Origin of the sequence: Halomonas sp. PBN3, from assembly GCF_000475415.1 — a bacterium.
In the GTDB taxonomy this organism is placed as follows: Bacteria; Pseudomonadota; Gammaproteobacteria; order Pseudomonadales; family Halomonadaceae; genus Halomonas; species Halomonas shengliensis.
Map to the genome: position 1 here is coordinate 1 of NZ_AXCA01000005.1, position 17,842 is coordinate 17,842.

General features: G+C 69.3%; 16 protein-coding genes. 9 read left to right on the forward strand and 7 right to left on the reverse strand.

Translation table 11 applies throughout. The features are described 5' to 3' along the window. Positions 1-103: 103 nt before the first annotated feature. From metG to Q673_RS20180, 4 genes are all read left to right on the forward strand, one after another. Positions 104-2,140, forward strand: coding sequence for a methionine--tRNA ligase (gene metG, locus Q673_RS20165; protein ID WP_023004426.1), 2,037 nt, complete (start codon positions 104-106; stop codon positions 2,138-2,140). Between the two features lie 6 nt (positions 2,141-2,146). After that, positions 2,147-2,935: an RnfABCDGE type electron transport complex subunit B gene (locus tag Q673_RS20170; protein WP_023004427.1), complete on the forward strand. Its 789-nt coding sequence runs from the start codon at positions 2,147-2,149 to the stop codon at positions 2,933-2,935. Between the two features lie 278 nt (positions 2,936-3,213). Next, positions 3,214-3,849: an endonuclease III gene (gene nth / locus Q673_RS20175; protein WP_023004428.1), complete on the forward strand. Its 636-nt coding sequence runs from the start codon at positions 3,214-3,216 to the stop codon at positions 3,847-3,849. Positions 3,850-3,931: 82 nt separating this feature from the next. Then, a complete protein-coding gene (locus Q673_RS20180; RefSeq protein ID WP_023004429.1) occupies positions 3,932-4,681 on the forward strand; it encodes a YdcF family protein in 750 nt (249 codons plus the stop codon). Here the strand turns inward: Q673_RS20180 and Q673_RS20185 are convergent. The 4 genes from Q673_RS20185 to Q673_RS20200 all read right to left on the reverse strand — a co-directional run bounded on the left by Q673_RS20185 (position 4,678) and on the right by Q673_RS20200 (position 8,702). Next, a complete protein-coding gene (locus Q673_RS20185) occupies positions 4,678-5,685 on the reverse strand; it encodes an ArsA family ATPase (protein ID WP_023004430.1) in 1,008 nt (335 codons plus the stop codon). The two genes, Q673_RS20180 and Q673_RS20185, sit on opposite strands and share 4 nt — an antisense overlap. A 176-nt stretch (positions 5,686-5,861) precedes the next feature. Next, complete coding sequence (locus tag Q673_RS20190; protein ID WP_023004431.1) at positions 5,862-6,164, reverse strand: cory-CC-star protein; 303 nt, start codon at positions 6,162-6,164, stop codon at positions 5,862-5,864. Between the two features lie 16 nt (positions 6,165-6,180). Next, the gene (locus tag Q673_RS20195; protein WP_023004432.1) at positions 6,181-7,857 is read right to left on the reverse strand and encodes a carbon starvation CstA family protein; all 1,677 of its coding nucleotides are present in this window, start codon (positions 7,855-7,857) and stop codon (positions 6,181-6,183) included. A gap of 161 nt (positions 7,858-8,018) precedes the next feature. Then, positions 8,019-8,702 (reverse strand): glutathione S-transferase, encoded by a 684-nt coding sequence (locus Q673_RS20200; RefSeq protein ID WP_023004433.1) that lies wholly within the window; start codon positions 8,700-8,702, stop codon positions 8,019-8,021. A 139-nt stretch (positions 8,703-8,841) separates the two neighbouring features. On the opposite strand from Q673_RS20200, the gene Q673_RS20205 reads away from it, so the two are divergent. The 4 genes from Q673_RS20205 to Q673_RS20220 are packed head-to-tail and all read left to right on the forward strand — an operon-like array spanning position 8,842 to position 14,266. Further along, a complete protein-coding gene (locus Q673_RS20205; RefSeq protein ID WP_023004434.1) occupies positions 8,842-9,213 on the forward strand; it encodes a response regulator transcription factor in 372 nt (123 codons plus the stop codon). Next, positions 9,213-11,273 carry a 3'-5' exonuclease gene (locus Q673_RS20210; RefSeq protein WP_023004435.1) on the forward strand — a complete coding sequence of 687 codons (2,061 nt, stop codon included), beginning with the start codon at positions 9,213-9,215 and terminating at the stop codon, positions 11,271-11,273. The genes Q673_RS20205 and Q673_RS20210 overlap by 1 nt, the downstream gene beginning before the upstream one ends. A 25-nt stretch (positions 11,274-11,298) precedes the next feature. After that, positions 11,299-11,514: a hypothetical protein gene (locus tag Q673_RS20215; protein WP_023004436.1), complete on the forward strand. Its 216-nt coding sequence runs from the start codon at positions 11,299-11,301 to the stop codon at positions 11,512-11,514. Positions 11,515-11,518: 4 nt separating this feature from the next. Then, positions 11,519-14,266, forward strand: coding sequence for a sensor histidine kinase (locus Q673_RS20220; RefSeq protein WP_023004437.1), 2,748 nt, complete (start codon positions 11,519-11,521; stop codon positions 14,264-14,266). Here Q673_RS20220 and Q673_RS20225 read toward each other — a convergent pair. From Q673_RS20225 to Q673_RS20235, 3 genes are read right to left on the reverse strand one after another with little or no spacing between them, the layout of a single operon-like run. Further along, positions 14,263-15,390, reverse strand: coding sequence for a DUF294 nucleotidyltransferase-like domain-containing protein (locus tag Q673_RS20225; RefSeq protein ID WP_023004438.1), 1,128 nt, complete (start codon positions 15,388-15,390; stop codon positions 14,263-14,265). The genes Q673_RS20220 and Q673_RS20225 overlap by 4 nt on opposite strands. 18 nt (positions 15,391-15,408) lie before the next feature. Next, positions 15,409-15,723, reverse strand: a complete 315-nt coding sequence (locus Q673_RS20230) for an HlyU family transcriptional regulator (protein ID WP_023004439.1) — start codon at positions 15,721-15,723, stop codon at positions 15,409-15,411. A 49-nt stretch (positions 15,724-15,772) separates the two neighbouring features. Next, complete coding sequence (locus Q673_RS20235; protein WP_023004440.1) at positions 15,773-16,993, reverse strand: argininosuccinate synthase; 1,221 nt, start codon at positions 16,991-16,993, stop codon at positions 15,773-15,775. A gap of 166 nt (positions 16,994-17,159) precedes the next feature. Here Q673_RS20235 and rnt point away from each other — a divergent pair, with 166 nt between their 5' ends. Then, positions 17,160-17,828, forward strand: coding sequence for a ribonuclease T (gene rnt, locus Q673_RS20240; protein WP_023004441.1), 669 nt, complete (start codon positions 17,160-17,162; stop codon positions 17,826-17,828). The last annotated feature ends 14 nt before the right edge of the window (positions 17,829-17,842 follow it).

The following is a 17,842-nucleotide window of genomic DNA, read 5'->3' on the forward strand; positions in this document are numbered from 1 at the left end:
TCGGTAACTGCGATAGCCCTGTCGTGAGACCGCCCCCGGGTGCAGTGCGCCGCCATCCCGGCTACAATCGGGCGTCTGATTTTCCTGGGATTCAAGAGCCGATATGTCGACGAACGCCACGCGCAAGATCCTGGTCACCAGCGCCCTGCCCTATGCCAACGGCGCCATCCACCTCGGCCACCTCCTCGAATACATCCAAACCGATATCTGGGTGCGCTTCCAGAAGAGCCGCGGCCACGAGTGCCACTATGTCTGCGCCGACGACGCCCACGGCACCGCCATCATGCTGCGCGCCGAGCAGGAGGGGATCACCCCCGAGGCACTGATCGATCGCGTCAGCCAGGAGCACCAGGCGGACTTCGCCACCTTCGGCGTGGCCTTCGACAACTACCACTCGACCCACTCCGACGAGAACCGCTACTTCAGCGAGCTGATCTACACCCGCCTGCGCGACAAGGGCCATATCGCCACCCGCGACATCGAGCAGATGTATGATCCGGTCAAGGGGCTCTTCCTGGCCGACCGCTTCATCAAGGGCACCTGCCCCAAGTGCAAGGCGGACGACCAGTACGGCGACAACTGCGAGGCGTGCGGCGCCACCTATACCCCGGCGGAGCTGATCGACCCGGTGTCGGCCATCTCCGGCGCCACCCCTGAGGTGAGAAGCTCCACCCACTACTTCTTCAAGCTGCCGGACTTCGCCGACTTCCTGCACGAGTGGATCAACCAGGGCCACGTCCAGCCGCAGATACGCAACAAGCTGATGGAGTGGTTCGAGGCCGGCTTCAACGAGTGGGACATCTCCCGCGATGCGCCCTATTTCGGCTTCGAGATTCCCGACGCGCCGGGCAAGTACTTCTACGTCTGGCTCGACGCCCCGATCGGCTACCTGGCGAGCTTCAAGCACCTCTGCGAGCGCCAGGGCCTCGACTTCGACAGCTACTGGGAGAAGGACAGCGATGCCGAGGTCTACCACTTCATCGGCAAGGACATCGTCTACTTCCACGCCCTGTTCTGGCCGGCGATGCTGCATGGCGCCGACTTCCGCACCCCCACGGCGGTCAACTGTCACGGCTTCGTCACCGTGAACGGCGCCAAGATGTCCAAGTCCCGGGGCACCTTCATCAAGGCCGCCACCTACGCGGACTTCCTGAACCCCGAGTACCTGCGCTACTACTTCGCCGCCAAGCTCACCTCCCGGGTCGATGACCTGGACCTCAACCTCGAGGACTTCGCCGCCCGGGTCAACAGCGACCTGGTCGGCAAGGTGATCAACATCGCCAGCCGCTGCGCCGGCTTCGTCAAGAAGCTCGGCGGCGGCAGGCTCTCCGCCCACTGCGCCGAGCCGGAGATGCTGGCGCGCTTCATTGCCGCCGGCGACGAGATCGCCGAGCAGTTCGAGGCCCGCGAGTTCGGCCGCGCCATGCGTCGGGTGATGGAGCTCGCCGACGAGGCCAACACCTACATCGCCGAGGCGGAGCCCTGGGTGCTGGCCAAGCAGGAAGGGCGTGAGCAGGAGGTGCTGGAGATCTGCTCGGTGGGCATCAACCTGTTCCGCCAGCTGATGGTCTACCTGGCCCCGGTGGTGCCCGCCATGGCCGAGGGCGCCCGTGACTTCCTCAGGCTCGACTCGCTGGACTGGCACAGCCGCCACGCGGTGCTGCTGGATCACGAGATCGCCAAGTTCAAGCCGCTGATGACCCGCGTTGAGCGGGACAAGATCGACGCCATGATCGAGGCGTCCAAGGAGGACCTGGTGGAGGAACAGAAGCTCAAGGAGACCCCCAAGGGGCCCCTAGCCGACGAGCCGATCGCCCCAGAGGTCTCCTTCGACGACTTCATCAAGGTGGATCTGCGCATCGCCCGCATCGCCAAGGCGGAATACGTCGAGGGCGCCGACAAGCTGCTCAAGCTGACCCTCGACCTGGGCGGCGAGAGCCGTACGGTGTTCTCCGGCATCCGTGCCGCCTACGCCCCCGAGGCGCTGGAGGGCCGGCTCACCGTGATGGTCGCCAACCTGGCGCCACGCAAGATGCGCTTCGGCGTCTCCGAGGGCATGGTGCTGGCCTCGGCCAACGACGAGGGCATCTACCTGCTCTCGCCGGACACCGGTGCCGAGCCCGGCCAGCGGGTGACCTGAGCCACCGTGAGTCGCCGAGACCGGATCGAGGCCATCGACGCCCTGCTGCCGCAGACCCAGTGCGGCAAGTGTGGCTTCGATGGCTGCCTGCCCTATGCCGAGGCGATCGCCGAGGGCGAGCCCATCAACCGCTGCCCGCCCGGCGGCGAGCGCACCCTCGCTCGGCTGGCCGAGCTGACCGGCCAGCCCGTGCAACCCCTTGCGGAGCCGGCCCAGTCGCCGCTGGCCGCGGTGATCCGCGAGGCGGAGTGCATCGGCTGCACCAAGTGCATCCAGGCCTGCCCGGTGGATGCCATCCTGGGGGCGGCCAAGCGCATGCACACCGTGATCACCGACGAGTGCACCGGCTGCGAGCTGTGCGTGGCGCCCTGTCCGGTGGACTGCATCGACCTGGTGCCCCACCCCGCCTGGCAGGCCGCCGACAGCGAGGAGGAGCGCGATGCCTACCTGGCACGGCGTGCCGAGCTGGGGCGCCGCCGCCACCGTGCCCGCCAGGCGCGCCTGGCCCGTGAAGCCCGCGAGAAGCGCCTGGAGCGCCAGAAGCGCCTGATGCAGCAGCGCCGCCCCGCCGGTGAAGGCAGCCCCGCCGCCGCGGGCCCCATGGCGACACGCCAGCGCCGGATGGCACTCAAGGCCGCCGAGCAGGCCGTGAAGCGGGTGCGCCAGCAGCTGGAGAGCGCCCGCCGTCGCGGCGACGACGAGGCGGAGGCTACCGCCCGCGCCCAGCTCCCCGAGGCCGAGCGCTTGCTCGCCGAGGCCAGAAGCGCGCTGCAGCAGACAGGCCAGGCAGAATGATCCGATGACACGAATCCGACTCACCGCCCGGGGCTGATCCGGCGACAGGCCATGGTGCAGATCTATAGAGGTCCATCACGAGCTGTCGTAAACCCGTTGGCAGGGAGTGGTGGGAGGCCGGGTTTTCCCGGGCGAATGGAGGCCGCAGGCCTTCTGGCGGTGATCGCAACAGACAGAGCACCACCTCCGGGACGCCTTCGGCACCATTCGCGCGGCAGAGCCGCCCTCCCACAACGCGGCTTCACACTACTGTGCGAAGAGCCAAGAAACGGAACATCATGAACGCCCAGAAACGCTACGAGATCTTCGCGCGGCTGCGCGAGCACAACCCCGAGCCCACCACCGAGCTCCACTGGAAGACCCCCTTCGAGCTGCTCGCCGCGGTGCTGCTCTCCGCCCAGGCCACCGACGTCGGCGTCAACAAGGCCACGGCCCGGCTCTTCCCCGTCGCCAACACGCCCCAGGCGATCATCGAACTCGGCCTCGACGGGCTCAAGGAGCACATCAAGACCATCGGCCTCTACAACACCAAGGCCGAGAACCTGATGAAGACCTGCCACCTGCTGGTGGAGAAGCACGGCGGCGAGGTGCCCGAGACCCGCGCCGCCCTGGAGGCGCTGCCCGGCGTGGGGCGCAAGACCGCCAACGTCATCCTCAACACCGCCTTCGGCCAGCCCACCATCGCCGTGGACACGCATATCTTCCGGGTCTCCAACCGCACCGGCATCGCCCGCGGCAAGGATGTGGTCGAGGTGGAGAAGAAGTTGCTGCGCCATGTGCCGAAGGAGTTTCGCCAGGATGCCCACCACTGGCTGATCCTGCATGGCCGCTACACCTGCGTGGCACGCAAGCCCCGCTGCGGCAGCTGCGTGATCGAGGATCTCTGCGAGTTCAAGGAGAAGACCGAGCTGTAGCCGGGCAGCCGTTGACGACTGAAGGCTGGCATCGACCCTTATAGCCTGATTGACTGGCGGCAGGCCCCGACGAGACGCCCCCATGGACGCCCTGAAATACCTGCTGCTGCCGCCGGTCATCAACGCCCTACTGATCCTCGCCGGCCTCGCTGCCGGCGCCCGACGGCTGACGGGCGGGCTGCTGATCGCCCTGGGGCTGGCGAGCCTGCTGGTGCTCGCCACCCCGATAGCGAGCCACGCCCTGCGCCAGGGGCTGGAACCGCCGCCGCTCTCCGGCCCAGCGGCCCTGCGTGGCGAGGGAGCCATCGTCATCCTCGGCGGCGGCCGCGACTACCAGAGCCCCGAGTTCGGCTGGGGCGACGCCCCCAGCAATCCCACCTGGCGACGCCTGGCCTATGGCGCCTGGCTGCAGCGTGGCAGCGACTGGCCGATCCTGGTAACCGGCGGTCGCGTCCATGACGAACACAGCACCGAGGCCAGCCTGATGGCCGCGGCGCTGCGTGAGGTGTTCGGGGTGCCGGTGCGCTGGCTGGAGGGCGAGAGTCGCAACACCGCGGAGAACGCCCGCTTCAGCGCCGCCATGCTGGAGGCGACGGACATCGAGCGCATCGCCCTGGTCTCCCAGGCCTGGCACCTGCCCCGCGCCATCGCCGAGTTCGAAGCCGCCGGCCTGACCGTAATCCCCGCCCCCACCGAGTTCGCCAGCGCCCCGCCACCGGGGCTTCACGCCTGGATCCCGCGCACCTACCACCTCAACCAAAGCACCCGCGCCCTGCACGAGTGGCTGGGTCGCGGGGTCAGCTGGCTCAAGACCCAGCTGCCGACCCGCTAGAAGCCCTCGGCCTCGAGGCGTTCCGCCAGCTGCTCGAGGATCTCGATACCCTGCACGTCGGTGGGCAGCCAGGGCAGCCGCGGGCGCGGCAGGTGACCCAGCTCCTCGTCAATGCGTGCCAGGTAGGTGGCTTCCTGTTCGCGGCGAGCGTTGAGGAAATCGCCATCGGCCTCCGGCGGAATGACCCGGTTGACCAGGGTTCCGGCTACCGGGACATGGGCCTCCTCAAGGGTCGCCACGGCCCGGGCGGTCTCGAGGATCGGCAGCCGTTCCGGCGTCAGCACGAACAGGAAGCCGCTCTCGTCGGCGTTCTCGATGCGTCGCCGCGCCTGGTGGAAAAGGCGCCGGCGATCGATCAGGGTCTTCGCCACGTCGCGGGTCTTGTCGTCCAGGTCGGCCAGCTCGTTCTCCTTCGGATCATCGAAGGGGCTCGCCACGTCGCGGCCGCGCTTGGGCGTCAGGTGTGAGAGCACCTTGCCCAGCTCCTCGGACTTGCGGTTATGCGCCAGCAGGCCATCGGTCCAGGCCGCCATAGCTTCGGGCAGGGTCAGCAGCCGCAGGGTATGGCCGGTGGGCGCGGTATCGAAGATGATCAGGTCCCAGTCTGCCTCGTCATCGGTGATGATCCGCGCCAGCCGCTCGAGCAACGCCGCCTCCTGGGTCCCCGGCGACTGCCGCGTCAGGCGCATCTGGCGCTCCAGCTCGGCCATCATCTCCGGCGCCGCATAGCGCCGCATCTGGGAGGTGACCCGGGCCAGGTGGGCCTCCACCTCGGCGTCGGGGTCGATCTCCATGGCATCGAGGTTGGGCAACAACCGCCGGGGCGTGTCGGCCAGTTCGCGGTCGAAGACATCGCCGAGGCTATGGGCGGGGTCGGTGGAGACCACCAGCACGCGCTTACCGCGTCGGGCGGCGAGCACCGCCAGGGCCGCGGCCACGGTGGTCTTGCCGACCCCGCCCTTGCCGCCCACCCACAGCAGGCGCTTTTCCAGTAACTGTTTCATATGACTCCAGTGGCTATGAACTAAGGGCCGCCAATACAGAGCGATTCAGGCCCTCGGAGCTATACCGGTGACATCTCTTCGGGGAGGCGCTGTGACCCCCTTCCTGGGCGTTTAGGGAGCCCTCCCCTAAGAGATATCCCCGGCGCTCCTCGGTCGAAGCCTGCTGCTGATTCTGTTCAGCAACACTTGAAATGATCCAGCGGCGAACGCTCCATGCCCATGCGGCGGTGCCAGTCATGGAAACGCTCCAGCAGCAGGGGCTGCAGCTCCAGGGTGTAGTAGGCCGCCGGATTGGGAACTCCCATCATCTCGGAGAACACCAGCAGCATGAAGAGGTCGTCCTCGTCTCGCCGGGCACGGGCTATCGCGCCCCGATAGGGGGAGGAGTAGACCTCCTCCGCGAAGAAACGGGCCTGGCTAAGCCAGGCCCGAATCCGTTCGAGACGAGCCTCACGACCCTCGTGTCGGTCGTCGCTCATCCTTCTCTCCTCGCGTTCACTCCTGCTTGGCAGGCGCCTCGTTGCGCAGCCGCTTGAGTGCAGAGACACACTCCAGAGCCACCAGGATCGCGGCCACCAGCACCACGATGTCCAGGCCCAGCAGGAAGTAGTTGCCCTGGTCGAAGAAGGTGCGCAGCTGGATCAGCAGCGCGGCGATGGTCATCACCAGCAGGAAGGCCAGCGGGGCCAGGGTGTACCACATCGGGCGACCCAGGCGCACCAGCATCACCGTGACCACCAGCAGGGTCAGGCCGGCCAGCAGCTGGTTGGTGGTACCGAACAGCGGCCAGATGATCAGGCCACCGGAACCATCCGCACCGCCGGCACCGAAGGCCAGCAGCAGGCAGCTGCCCACCGCCAGCAGGGTGGCCACCGCGGGCTTCTTCATCCACTGCTGATTATAGATCTCGCCCCACTCCTGGAAGATGTAGCGCTGCAGGCGCAGGCCGGTATCCATGGTGGTACCGGCGAACAGTGCCGCCATCACGGTGAGCAGGGTCGCCGCGGTGGCTTCGGGCAGGCCCAGGCCGTTGTGGATGATGAAGGCACCGCCCTCGACGAAGGCGTTGACGCCGCCCTGACCGAAGGCGGTGTACATCGCCTCCCAGTCGGCGAGGCTGGCGAAGCCGGCGGTCGCGGCGAGGATGGCGGCCAGCGCCAGCATGCCCTCACCCACGGCACCGAAGTAGCCGACGAAGCGGGCGTCGGTTTCCTTGTTGAGCTGCTTGGAGGTGGTGCCGGAGGAGACCAGGCCATGGAAGCCGGAAATCGCACCGCAGGCGATGGTCACGAACAGCAACGGCAGCAGCGATGGGGTACCGGCCGGCACATTGTCGTTGAAGGCCGGGGCGACCATGCTCGGGTTGAGCAGCAGGATGGCGCCGTAGAGGATGATCAGGCCGACGAACAGCTGCAGGCCGTTGATGTAGTCGCGGGGCTGCAGCAGCACCCACACCGGCAGCAGCGAGGCGATGGCGGCATAGCCGAACAGCAGCAGGATCCAGATGGCGTTACCCGAGACACCCGCGACTTCCGCCGGCATCTGCAGGGGCACCGAGGGACCGATGCCGATCAGCGCATAGAGCGCGACGACGCCGACGATGGAGACCATCGGCAGGCTCATCTTGCGGCGATAGATCATCTGGCCGATCACCAGGGCCACCAGGATGGCACCCCACACCGGGACCACGGCGCTGGAGAAGTTCATCATCAGGCCGGCGATCACCACGGCGAACACCGCGTTGACCATCAACAGCACCAGGAAGATGACAATCATGAAGATGCTGCGGGCGCGCTTGCCGACCACATCGCCGGTCAGGGCGCCGACCGACTTGGCCCTGTTGCGCACGCTGGCCCAGATCGCTCCGGAATCATGCACCCCGGCGAAGAACACGGTGCCCAGCACCACCCACAGGAAGGCAGGTACCCAGCCCCAGATCACCGCGATGGCGGGCCCCACGATGGGGGCGGCGCCGGCCACGGAGGTAAAGTGGTGGCCCCACAGCACATAGCGGTTGGTAGGCACGAAGTCGACGCCGTCCTCGAACTCGTGGGCGGGCGTCTTGAAGTCGGGGTCCAGTCGGTAGATCTTCTCGGCGATGAACTTCGAGTACAGGAAGTACCCGGCCGCCATCGCGGCAAGACCCAGAACCAGAACGAGGATGGCACTCATGGCGCACTCCTAGCAGAGGGGTGTGGGTTGAACAGGATGCAAGGCCCCAGTGTGGGGCCCTGCAGGCGATGGTCTAACCTTGTTACCGTCGCGTCCATGCGCTTCGCTGGCTAATCACCACTTTCGCGACGAAAGTATTAGAACCATCGAATCGGATGGCATCAGGTGGCGTGGAGGCCGAACTCGCCGATACGCGCCACCGTGCGTTGATAGGCCTCGCGCTCGCGGCACGCCGCGAGGAAGGCCTGCAACCGCGGATACGCCTCCAGGCCGCCACGGCTGGCCAGCGCCAGCAGCGGGAAGCTCATCTGGATATCGGCGGCGCTGAAAGCCTCGCCGGCGAACCAGGGCCCGCGGGCCAGCTCATCCTCCCAGAACGCCACCAGGCGGCGGATCTCCGGTCCCAGATACTGCTGCTCCACGCCGCGCGCAAACAGCCGCCCCAGTGGCCGCGCCAGGGCCGGCACCGGCGGCTGGCCGAGGCGCGAGAAGACCAGGCGCATCACCAGCGGCGGCATCGCCGAGCCCTCGGCATGGTGCAGCCAGAAGCGGTAGCGCTCGAAGGCGTCGCTGCCCGCTTCCGGGACCAGCCGTCGCTTGGGGTCGTGATGCTCGATCAGGTACTCGAGGATCGCCCCGGACTCCGCGACCACCCGGTCGCCCCGTGCCCGGTCGCGGATCACCGGCGACTTGCCGAGCGGGTGCAGCTCGCGCAGGGCCGCGGGGGCCAGCATGGTGGCCGGGTCGCGACGGTAGGTCACGACCTCGAACTCGCTGCCCAGCTCCTCCAGCAGCCACACGACCCGCTGCGAGCGGGAGTTCTCCAGATGGTGGACCTCGATCATGACCAGGCTCCCGTCGGTGAAGGAGCCTCCACCCTAGCACGGCCGCGGTGTGGCGCCTTGTGCCAAGGTCGTCTTTGCCCGCCCGTGGCGGGCCCCTTAGACTGACGGCAATAACGATGACAACGAACAGGAGAGCGTCATGGCCAAGGTGCTGGTGGTGGACGATGAGCCCAATATCGTCCTCTCGCTGGAGTTCCTGATGCAGCAGGCGGGCTTCGAGGTGGTCACCGCCGAGGATGGCGAGAGCGCCCTTGACCGGGTTGCGGAGGGCGCTCCCGACCTGGTGCTGCTGGATATCAGCCTGCCCGGCATCAGCGGCTTCGATGTGCTCGAGCGCCTGCGCGGCGACCCGGACCATGCCCGCCTGCCGATCATCATGCTCACCGCCCATGGTCGCGAGGTGGAACGCGAGAAGGGCCTGGCGCTGGGCGCCGACGACTATGTCACCAAGCCCTTCTCCACCCAGGCGCTGGTGGAGAAGGTCAAGACGCTGCTCGCCGAGGTGTCCTGATGGCCCGCCCCCTCGCCGGCCTGCCCCGCCGCCAGCGACTGATCGGCCTGTGGTTGCTGCTCAGCGGCATCAGCCTCTTCGGTGGCGCCACCTTCGCGCTGTGGCTCGACACCCTCTTCCAGCCCCAGGGCATCGCCCGCCTGGTGCTGTGGGCGGGCTGCTTCTCCGGCGGCGGCACCATCTTCCTGGTGGGGCTACTGCTGGAGCGCCAGCTGTTCACCCCGCTGCGCCACCTGCAGGTCCAGCTGGCGCGCCTGGTGGCCAACCCCGATGCCCGCGACGACTACCCGCCCGAGGGCTGGCTGCGCAGCCTGGGCCCCGACCTGGTAAGGGTGCGCGAGGCGTGGCGCAACGACCGTGCCCGGCTGGCCACCGCCCATGCCGAGGGGGCGCGCAGCGCCGCACGCATCCGCCAGGAGCTGGAGACCCTGCTCCAGGTGCTGGAGACCCCGCTGCTGCTGTGCGATCACCATCGTCGCATCCTGCTCTTCAACCAGGCCGCCGAGGCGCTGTTCGAGGACCATGCCAGCCTGGGGCTGGGTAAGCGACTCGAAACCCTGCTGCCGGCCACGAGCCTGCAGGACGCCCTGGGCCAGCTGCCCGCCAATGGCGCCCCCCGCGAGGTGCTGGTCCCCAGCGGTGAGCGCTGGCTGCGCGCCATGCTGCGCCGGGTGCCCGGCAGCCATGGCGAGACCCTGCTCACGCTCACCGACACCACCGCCGCCTGGACCAGCGAGATGGGTGCCCGGGCCGAGCTGCTCGACGGCCTGCCACGCCTGCGCCGCCACGGCGCCAGCCTGACCAGCGCCGCCGATGCCCTCTCCGCCCTGCCCGAGGGCGAGGCCGATATGCGACGGCGCCTGGAGGGGGTGATCGAGGAGGAGAGCCAGGCCCTGGGCCGCGACATCGAGGGACTCGCCGGCCTGGTGGAGCGCATGCAGCAGGAGGGGGCGCGGCTGGTGCCGCTGTGGTCCAACGACCTCTGGGCGAGCCTCAACGAGCGCCTGCCCGCCGACCGGCAGATCACCGCGGTGGGCATGCCGGCGTGGCTCAAGGGCGACGCCATCGCCCTGCTGGTGCTGCTGGAGTCGCTGCTCGAGCGGCTCCGCGACACCCTCGGCGAGACGCCCCTGGAGGGGGAGGTGTGCCTCGGCAACCGCCGGGTCTACCTCGACCTGATCTGGCCGGGGGCGCCGCTCACCGAGCGCCAGCTCGGCGAATGGCAGCAGCGCCACCTGGCCTCACTGCCCCTCAACCCGCGGGTCGCCGACGTGCTGCGCCAGCATGCCAGCGATGCGTGGAGCCTGGCCGATGGTGACGGCGAGCACGCCCGGCTGCGCCTGCCGCTGCCGGCCGCCGAGCGGGTCGGCGCGCCCCGCCCGGCGACCCCGCCGCGTCCCGAGTTCCACGACTTCGGCATCGCCGAGCTGCCGGCGCCCGACGCCGAGCTCGCCGCCCGGCCGCTGCGCGCCCTGGAGGTGGTGGCCTTCGACACCGAGACCACCGGCCTCGAGCTGCGCCGTGGAGACACCGTAATCAGCATCGGCGCCTGCCGCATCGTCAACGCCCGCCTGCTGGCCAGCGAGACCTTCGACCTCTACGTCGACCCGGGCCGGCCGATCCCCCCGGCCAGCACCGCCATCCACGGCATCACCGACGACGAGGTCACGGGCGCCCCGCCGCTCTCGGTGGCGCTGCCGCGCTTCCGCGACTACGTGGGTGACGCCGTGATCCTGGCGCACAACGCCGCCTTCGACCTGCTCGCCCTGCAGCCGCCGGGCGCCGGCATCGAGCTCGACATGCCGGTGCTCGACACCCTGCTGATCTCCCGGGCACTGGATGCCAGCCTCGACGGCCACGACCTGGATACCCTGGCCGAGCGCTACGACCTCAGCTTCCCGCCGGGCACCCGGCACACCGCCCTGGGCGACGCCCGGGTCACCGCCGAGCTGTGGCTCTCGCTGCTGCCGCGGCTCGAGGCCCGCGGCATCGACACCCTGGAGAAGGCGTTGGCGCTGCAGGCCAGCGCCCTGAACAAGGAGGATGCCTGCACCTCATGATCGCCACCGCCCCGGTAAGCGCGCCATGCTGAGCGCGCCACGCCGCCGCGAACGCCTGCTGGCGCTGATCGTGCTGGCGGTGCTGCTGTTCACCCCGCCGCTGGTGCTGGTGGCCGACCGCGCCGGGACCGTCTCCTGGCTGCCGCTCTACCTCTTCCTCGCCTGGGGCCTGGTGATCGGCCTGGCCGCCTGGCTGCTGGAGGGCCCGCCCGGTGCCACCCGGCGGCCGCGAAGGGAATAGCCCCATGCGCAGCGAACCGGTGATCCTCGGCGTCGCCTTCGGCTACCTGGCGCTGCTGTTCCTGATCGCCGCCTGGGGCGATCGCCGCGCCGAGCAGGGGCGCTCGCTGATCGGCTCGCCCAACGTCTACGCCCTCTCCATCGCCGTCTACTGCACCGCCTGGACCTTCTACGGCAGCGTGGGCCGCGCCGCCCAGTTCGGCCCCAGCTTCCTGCTGATCTACCTGGGACCTACGCTGGCGATGCTGCTGGCGCCCTTCGTGATCCGCAAGATGGTGCGCATCGCCAGCGCCCAGCGCATCACCTCCATCGCCGACTTCATCAGCGCCCGCTACGGCAAGAGCTCGAGCCTGGGCGCCCTGGTGGCGCTGATCGCGCTGATCGGCATCACCCCCTACATCGCGCTGCAGCTCAAGGCGATCACCGTCAGCCATGCGGTGCTGGTCAACTACCCCGAGGCCGCCGAGCTGCGCCTGGCCGACGAGCCCTTCTGGCTCGACAAGTCGTTCTGGGTGGCGCTGGTGCTGGCGGTCTTCATCATCCTCTTCGGCACCCGCCACCTGGACGCCAGCGAGCGCCACGAGGGCATGGTGGCCGCCATCGCCTTCGAGTCGCTGGTCAAGCTGGTGGCCTTCCTCTCGGTCGGGGTGTTCACGGTGTTCGTGCTCTTCCAGGGCCCCGGCGACCTCTTCGCCCGGGTCGCCGCCACCCCGGCACTGGCCGAGCGCCTGGGGCTCGATGCCGTGCCCGGCGGCGCCACCGGCTGGGTCGGCATGCTGGTGCTCGCCTTCCTCGCCTTCCTGACCCTGCCACGCCAGTTCCAGGTTCTGGTGGTGGAGAACGTCGACGAGCGCCACCTGGCCAGGGCCAGCTGGCTCTTCCCGCTCTACCTGCTGGCCATCAACCTGTTCGTGATCCCCATCGCCATGGCGGGCCTGCTGCTGATGGGCGGCGACGCTGATCCCGACAGCTTTGTGCTCACCCTGCCGCTGGCCGCAGACCTCCCGGGGCTGCCGCTGCTGGTGTTCATCGGCGGGCTCTCGGCGGCCACCGGCATGGTGATCGTCGAGACCATCGCCCTCTCCACCATGGTCAGCAACCAGCTGGTGATGCCGCTGCTGCTGCGCAGCCGCCGCCTGCACCTGGGCGGGCGCGGCGAGCTGGCCGGCTGGCTGCTGGGCATCCGCCGCGTGGCCATCGTGCTAATCCTGCTGCTGGGCTACCTCTACCACGCGCTGATCGGTGACGCCTACAGCCTGGTGACCATCGGCCTGGTCTCCTTCGCCGCCGCCTGCCAGTTCGCCCCGGCGATGCTGGTCGGCATGTTCTGGCGCGGCGCCCACCGCCGCGGCGCGACGCTGGGGCTCGCCGCCGGCACCCTGGTGTGGGCCTGGACGCTGCTGATCCCCGGCTTCGCCCAGTCCGGCTGGCTGGATGCCGGCTTCCTGGCGCACGGCCCCTTCGGCCTCGCCTGGCTGCGCCCCTATGCGCTGTTCGGCCTGGAGGGGTGGGACATCTATACCCATTCGCTGCTGTGGAGCCTCGTGGCCAACGTCGGCCTGCTGGTAGGCGTCTCGCTGTTCAGCCGCCAGACGCCCCTGGAGCAGACCCAGGCGGCGCTGTTCACCGAGGCGCTGCATCCCCAGCTGCTGCAGAGCTCGCTGTGGCACGGCCAGACCACCCGCGGCGAGCTGGGCGCCCTGCTCGACCGCTACCTGGGCAGCGCCGCCACCACCCGGGTGTTCGCCGACGCCACGTCGGGCCAGGAGGAAGACGCCGCCGCGCCCGCCAACCCGACCCAGATCGCCCGCGCCGAGCAGGCCCTCTCCGGGGCGCTGGGCAATGCCTCGGCGCGGGTGCTGATCAACTCGGTGGTACGCGGCGAGGCGCTGGACCTGGAGTCGATCCTCAGCATCCTCGACACCACGTCCGAGACCCTGGAGATGAACCGCCGCCTGGAGCAGAAGTCCCGGGAGCTGGCGCGTGCCAGCGAGGAGCTGCGCGCCGCTAACGAGCGCCTGCGCGAGCTCGACCGCCTCAAGGACGAGTTCGTGGCCATGGTCAGCCACGAGCTGCGCACGCCCCTGACCTCGATCCGTGCCTTCGCCGAGATCCTGCGCGACAGCGGCGCGCTGCCCGAGGAGAAACGCCGCCACTTCCTCGACGTGGTGGTCAAGGAGAGCCAGCGCCTGTCGCGGCTGATCGAGGAGATCCTCGACCTGGCGCGCCTGGAGAGTGGCCGCCTGACCCTGAACCCCCAGCGCCTCGACTTGGTCGCGCTGACCCGCCACAGCGTGGATGCCGTGCATCATATGCAGGAGGACCGCGGCGTGGCGCTGGAGGTGGCGATCGAGGTGGAGGCGGCGCCGGTGGTGGGCGACCCGGACCGCCTCGAGCAGGTGGTCATCAACCTGCTCGACAACGCCGGCAAGTTCGCCGACGAGGCCGAGCCGCGGGTGCGCCTGAGCCTGGTGCGCCACAAGACCCACTACCGCCTGGCGGTGGAGGACAACGGCCCCGGCATCGCCGCGGAGGAGCGCGAGCGGGTGTTCGAGAAGTTCCACCAGATCCAGCGCCCCGAGGAGTCGCCCGACAAGCGCCGCGGCCGCCCCCGGGGCAGCGGCCTCGGCCTGCCCATCAGCCGCGGCATCGTCGCCCACCTGGGCGGCCGGCTGTGGGTCGAGGAAGCGCCCCACCTGGGCGGCGCCTGCCTGGTCATGGAGCTGCCGGAGGCGCCGGCGGAGACGCCCTAACTCCGGCGCGCCCGCCTCTGCAGCGCGCGGATCCGCTGGAGGTCGTGGCGCAGCAGCAGGCGCTCGTCCCCGCCCAGCCGCGCGATATCCACCCAGCCGTCCGCGGCGCGGCCGGCGGCGAGGTTGCGGCGCTGCTCGGCCAGCAGCAGCTCCTGCAGCCGGGCGTGGGCGGCGGTGAGCGCGCGGCAGCGCTCGGCGTCGAGGGCCCCGCGCCCCACCAGGGCGGCGAGGCGCCGCCGGGTATCGGTCTCGCGCACGCCGTGGCGCAGCGCCAGCAGGCGCACCGCCGCCACCAGCGGCAGCATCGCCTGGTGCTTGAGGTTCAGGGCGCGCTCGTGGGGCGCCCCTTCTTGGCTGCCGGCCAGCCGCTGGAAGCGGTCCAGCGCCACCGGCTGCTCGTCGAACAGTGCCCCCATCTCGTCGAGGAACAGCCCCGCCCCGGGCAGCCGCCCGACGACCCAGTCGCGCAGCGCCTCGGCCAACGCCTCATCGCCATGGACCGGGGTGAAGTCGAGCAGGATATTGGCTTGCTGCACCCGCTTGACCCGCCGCTCGGCGCTCCATATCTCCAACTGGCGCTGCCACTCCCCCAGGCGCTTGCGCCACATCGGCCAGCGCGCCATGACATGGCCCTGGCACAGCGGGATGCCGGCCGCATCGAGGCGCGCGGTGAAGCGCTCACCCAGCGACTGGAAGTAGCCGTCGATCTCGACATGCCGGGCGTCCGGGTAGTCCTCGAGGATCATGGCATTGTCCTGGTCCGGGGCGAGCAGGCTCTCGTGTCGCCCGCCGGAGCCCAGCACCAGCACGCAGAACCGCACCGGCGGCGCCCCCCAGCCCTGCCCCGCCATCTCCGCCTCGGCCAGGCGGATGGCACGCCGGGTGAGCCAGGCGTTGTGGTCGCTGATCAGCTGGCTGATGCGCCAGGCGGGCAGGTCGAGACGCACCAGCGCCGTCACCAGTCGGGGCTGCCAGGCATGGGCGTCGGCGAGCTCCGGGTCGGGGCCCAGGGCCTCCAGGGCCTCGCGCAGGGGGGCGAGCAGGTCGGACAGGCGGGAAGGATCGGGAAGCCTCTCCCCGGCGAACAGGGTCCGCCAGGGCGAGGCGTGATGCAGCAGGCGCACGACGCGTCGACGCCGTGGTCAGCGGGCGAACATGTCGTCACCCAGCTCGTCGATGAAGCGCTGCGCCTTGCCGATCATCAGCTCGTCGCAGGCCTCGCGGCCGGGCACCATGTCGGAGCGCTCGAAGCGGTGCTCGAGCACCTCGCCCTCCTCCTCGCCGTCGCCGGTCAGGGGCTTGCGGATCCAGCCGCTGACGCGGTACTGCCCCCCCTCCTTGGCCGGCTCGGAGATGATCAGGTAGCCGTTGTACTCCACCGGCTCGGCGGCCGGCGCGTTGCCGGGGGTGGCGTCGTCGCCGCCGCCGAACAGCCCGGAGAGAAGCTTCTTGAACATGGTCGGCCTCCTGGTGCCGGCGGGGCGCCCGCGGCGCCCCGCCTCGGCATCAATCCTGCTGGCGGCCCTTGCCGGCGGCGATGCGCAGGCGCAGGGCGTTGAGCTTGATGAAGCCCTCGGCATCCTTCTGGTCGTAGGCGCCGGCATCATCCTCGAAGGTGGCGATGGACTCGTCGAACAGCGACTGCTTCGACTGGCGACCGGCGACGATAACGTTGCCCTTGTAGAGCTTGAGGCGCACCACACCGGAGACGTTCTGCTGGGTCTCGTCGATGGCGGCCTGCAGCATGCGGCGCTCCGGGCTCCACCAGTAGCCGTTGTAGATCACCTCGGCGTACTTGGGCATCAGCTGGTCCTTGAGGTGGGCCTCCTCGCGGTCCAGGGTCAGCGACTCGATGGCGCGGTGCGCCTTGAGCATGATGGTGCCGCCGGGGGTCTCGTAGCAGCCGCGGGACTTCATGCCCACGTAGCGGTTCTCGACGATGTCGAGGCGGCCGATGCCGTTGTCGCCACCCAGCTTGTTGAGCTTCTCCAGCACCTCGTGGGGCTTCATGGGCACGCCGTCCAGCGCCACGATGTCGCCCTTCTCATAGGTGAGCTCGACATAGGTGGGCGCGTCCGGTGCCGCCTCGGGCGAGACGCTCCAGCGCCACATATCCTCCTCGGCCTCGGCCCAGGGGTCCTCGAGGATGCCGCCCTCGTAGGAGATATGCAGCAGGTTGGCATCCATGGAGTAGGGCGACTTCTTCTTTTGGCTGGTGAAGTCCACCGGGATGTCGTGCTGCTGGCAGTAGGCCATCAGCTTCTCGCGGGAGGTCAGGTCCCACTCGCGCCACGGGGCGATCACCTTGACGCCCGGCTTGAGGGCATAGGCACCCAGCTCGAAACGCACCTGGTCGTTGCCCTTGCCGGTGGCGCCGTGCGAGATGGCATCGGCGCCGGTCTGGTTGGCGATCTCGATCAGGCGGCGGGCGATCAGCGGACGCGCGATGGAGGTGCCGAGCAGGTACTCGCCCTCGTAGATGGTGTTGGCGCGGAACATCGGGTAGACGTAGTCGCGAACGAACTCCTCGCGCAGGTCCTCGATGTAGATCTCCTTGACGCCCAGCGCCTGCGCCTTGGCGCGGGCCGGCTCGACCTCCTCGCCCTGGCCGATGTCGGCGGTGAAGGTCACCACCTCGCAGTTGTAGGTTTCCTGCAGCCACTTGACGATGACGGAGGTGTCCAGGCCGCCGGAGTAGGCCAGCACGACCTTCTTGACATCGGACATTCGGGGAGCTCCTTTCTGGTGAACGCTAGAGGGCGTCAGTATAGCGTGCCAGCCCGGCAGCGAATACCGCCCCGGGACGCGCCGCGGCCGAGCTGCTAGACTGCGCGGATTCGACCCGGGCCGGGGCCGAGGACACGCAGATGGCAAGGACAGGAAGGAGAGGTGCATGAGCGAGGCGATCGCCCGCGACCTGATGGCCCAGCGATTCCGCAGCTACCTGCCGGTGGTGGTGGACCTGGAAACCGGCGGCTTCAACGCCGAGCGCGATGCGATCCTCGAGATCGCCGCGGTCACCCTGACCATGGACGCCGAGGGCAGGCTGCTGCCGGAATCCACCTACGCCTTCCACGTCGAGCCCTTCCCGGGGGCCAACGTCGAGCAGTCGGCACTGGACTTCACCGGCATCAACCTCGACGACCCGCTGCGCCGCCTGGTAGCGGTGCCGGAGGCCGAGGCGTTGGGGGAGATCTTCCGGCCGGTGCGCAAGTCGATCAAGGCACATGGCTGCACCCGCGCCATCCTGGTGGGCCACAACGCCGCCTTCGACCACGGCTTCCTCAACGCCGCGGTGGCCCGTTGCGGCATCAAGCGCAATCCCTTCCACCCCTTCTCCAGCTTCGACACCGCCTCCCTGGCCGGGCTGATGTATGGCCAGACGGTGCTCGCCCGCGCCTGCCGCGCCGCCGGCATCGAGTTCAGCAACAGCGAGGCGCACTCGGCGCGCTACGACACCGAGCGCACCGCCGAGCTGTTCTGCGCCATGGTTAACCGCTACCGGGAGATCGGCGGCTGGGCCCAGGCCCAGCGCGAGCAGGGGATCGAGGAGAAGCCGTAAGGAGCAAGGAGCAA

What these genes read in the sequence shown, in the direction of transcription:
- metG (WP_023004426.1), top strand. Translation starts at nt 104, where the DNA reads ATGTCGACGAACGCCACGCGCAAGATCCTGGTCACCAGCGCCCTGCCC.
- Q673_RS20200 (WP_023004433.1), bottom strand. Translation starts at nt 8,702, where the DNA reads ATGATCGAGGTCCACCATCTGGAGAACTCCCGCTCGCAGCGGGTCGTG.
- Q673_RS20180 (WP_023004429.1), top strand. Translation starts at nt 3,932, where the DNA reads ATGGACGCCCTGAAATACCTGCTGCTGCCGCCGGTCATCAACGCCCTA.
- Q673_RS20215 (WP_023004436.1), top strand. Translation starts at nt 11,299, where the DNA reads ATGCTGAGCGCGCCACGCCGCCGCGAACGCCTGCTGGCGCTGATCGTG.
- Q673_RS20235 (WP_023004440.1), bottom strand. Translation starts at nt 16,993, where the DNA reads ATGTCCGATGTCAAGAAGGTCGTGCTGGCCTACTCCGGCGGCCTGGAC.
- rnt (WP_023004441.1), top strand. Translation starts at nt 17,160, where the DNA reads ATGAGCGAGGCGATCGCCCGCGACCTGATGGCCCAGCGATTCCGCAGC.
- nth (WP_023004428.1), top strand. Translation starts at nt 3,214, where the DNA reads ATGAACGCCCAGAAACGCTACGAGATCTTCGCGCGGCTGCGCGAGCAC.
- Q673_RS20185 (WP_023004430.1), bottom strand. Translation starts at nt 5,685, where the DNA reads ATGAAACAGTTACTGGAAAAGCGCCTGCTGTGGGTGGGCGGCAAGGGC.
- Q673_RS20220 (WP_023004437.1), top strand. Translation starts at nt 11,519, where the DNA reads ATGCGCAGCGAACCGGTGATCCTCGGCGTCGCCTTCGGCTACCTGGCG.
- Q673_RS20205 (WP_023004434.1), top strand. Translation starts at nt 8,842, where the DNA reads ATGGCCAAGGTGCTGGTGGTGGACGATGAGCCCAATATCGTCCTCTCG.
- Q673_RS20190 (WP_023004431.1), bottom strand. Translation starts at nt 6,164, where the DNA reads ATGAGCGACGACCGACACGAGGGTCGTGAGGCTCGTCTCGAACGGATT.
- Q673_RS20230 (WP_023004439.1), bottom strand. Translation starts at nt 15,723, where the DNA reads ATGTTCAAGAAGCTTCTCTCCGGGCTGTTCGGCGGCGGCGACGACGCC.
- Q673_RS20210 (WP_023004435.1), top strand. Translation starts at nt 9,213, where the DNA reads ATGGCCCGCCCCCTCGCCGGCCTGCCCCGCCGCCAGCGACTGATCGGC.
- Q673_RS20195 (WP_023004432.1), bottom strand. Translation starts at nt 7,857, where the DNA reads ATGAGTGCCATCCTCGTTCTGGTTCTGGGTCTTGCCGCGATGGCGGCC.